General features: G+C 57.4%; 1 protein-coding gene. It reads left to right on the top strand.

The features are described 5' to 3' along the window. Positions 1 to 47 precede the first annotated feature (47 nt). Complete coding sequence (locus C8D72_RS00085; RefSeq protein WP_115852406.1) at positions 48 to 1,715, top strand: DNA sulfur modification protein DndB; 1,668 nt, start codon at positions 48 to 50, stop codon at positions 1,713 to 1,715. Positions 1,716 to 1,979: the final 264 nt, after the last annotated feature.

Below are 1,979 nucleotides of genomic sequence, written 5' to 3'. Positions count from 1 at the left end.
AATCATCCGATAAATAAGATGACGGGAGTATTGACACAAAAGGTCGAATGACCGATAATACAGGGGTGGTCAGCGAGGGGCTGGCCACCGGGCACAAGCGGCGGCAACCGCGCCCGGAATTGGCGATCAAGGAGCTATCCATGTACCACATTTTAGCTATGGAAGAAGGCCAGCTGCCCGGGAAAAAGGGAGGCGTTTCATTTCAGGCAGCCGAAGTGATCTCTCGCCATAACGACTCGCTGAAGGCTTCAGAGGTTAGATGGGATCTTGAGAAGAAGGCCAGCCGGCCGTTTGTGACGGTTGAGCGCGATGAACAACTGACCAAGGGGGAGTGTTACCCCGAGATACTGCGCGCCGCCCTTGAGCGAAACAGGGATGAAGGGGCCATCGATCTATTGGTTCAGGTAATGGCCCCGGATCTATATGCGAACCTGCCGGCGATCAGCGAAAAAGAAATCGCGGGTTCGCTCACCAACCTGTCGCTGACGCTCCAGGAGCTTCATGACCGATATGGCGAAGCTGCGGCGCACGTCATTGACGAAGTTCAGGCGGCCCGACAGAAAGACGCAGAGCAAAAGGCGCGAAAGGAGGCGCTGTCGCGTGAGGTTAAAGACGCCGCCGAGGCCCACACTTTCAGCTTTCCCGCCGTGCGCGGCGTACAGGCGGGGCGAGAATATTATATTGCCCAGATTCCGCTCTCTGTCTTGGTGAAGCTTTTTGTCTTCGATGACGAGTATGTGCCGCCCGAGCTGCGGGCGCAGCGAACCCTGAATCAGACGCGGGCAAAAGGTATTTCGGACTATATCGTTGCCAACCAGGATGAATATGTCCTGCCCGCGTTAACGGCCAGTGTCTCCCAGGAAATGCGCTTTGACGCGATCAATGGGGGCTCGCTCGGGATGCTGAATATCCCCATGGACAGTACGCTGCTGATCAACGATGGCCAGCACCGTCGGGCCGGGATCGAGCTTGCAATGGACGCGGCTTCGCAGCTGAAAAACGAAACGATCGGCGTGACGATCTACTTCGATGAAGGGCTGGAACGCAGTCAGCAGATGTTTTCGGATATCAATTCCAGGCAGGTCAAGCCTTCAAGTGCCATCAATGCGCTTTATGACAAGCGCGATCCCATCAACAAATGGCTGATGAGTCTGTTGCAGGACATGCCGACCATTCGCCGGTTGATCGACTTTGAAAATGCCACCGTCGGGCGCCGCAGCAAAAAGCTTTGGTCAATTGTGGTGTTCCGGCGCTTTGTCATGCGATTGACCGGGCTCAGGGACAAGGAAGTACCGGGTCAGGAGGTGTTGGCCAACGCCGGCCGCCTTGTGCAGCGTTACCTGGAGACGCTGGCCATCAATCTGACGCAATGGGACAACCTGGTCAGCGGCAGGCTGGTAGCGTCCGAGGCTCGGGATGACATGGTAATCGGGCATGCCGTATTTCTTGAGGCGCTGGGGTTGTTCGGCAACCAGGCTCTGCTTGACGGGGGCGTCCTAGGGCTGCAAGACGTAGACGAATTGCACTGGTCCAAACTGGTCAGTCTTTATACCATCGACCCTGGCAAGTCGTCGCAGGTCTGGCAAGGGCGATGTGTGCTGCATGGGAAGATGCAGAAGACCGCAGACGGTGTAAAGCTGACCGCTGCAGCGCTTCTGAGTACCGCAAACTGTCCGCTGCCCGACCAGCTGGCGCAGCTTGAATCGCGGATCTAATCCGCTCGCCGCCCTCGCCACCCTCGCCATGGCAAGGGTGGCATTCGCCATCCTCTGGGAACATATCATTGGATGGTGATACTGGCTTTTGTCCCGTTTGTCCCGTTTGTCCTATTTGTCAACATGTCTAACCGGGTTTGAATCTGAAAGCCTTTCAAAAAGCCCCGGGCGGGCTCTACTCGCTACGCTCCCCGGGCCACGCCAACCCCCGCGTGTCCCGGCCTTCGGTGACGATCCCTGGGCTCCTCCGTCGCTGCGCTCCTG

Origin of the sequence: Kushneria indalinina DSM 14324 (genome assembly GCF_003385845.1) — a bacterium.
GTDB lineage: Bacteria > Pseudomonadota > Gammaproteobacteria > Pseudomonadales > Halomonadaceae > Kushneria > Kushneria indalinina.
This window is presented reverse-complemented; position numbering and strand designations above follow the sequence as displayed.

Excerpts from the sequence above, each read along its gene's own strand:
- C8D72_RS00085 (WP_115852406.1), top strand. The coding sequence starts at position 48 with ATGACCGATAATACAGGGGTGGTCAGCGAGGGGCTGGCCACCGGGCAC.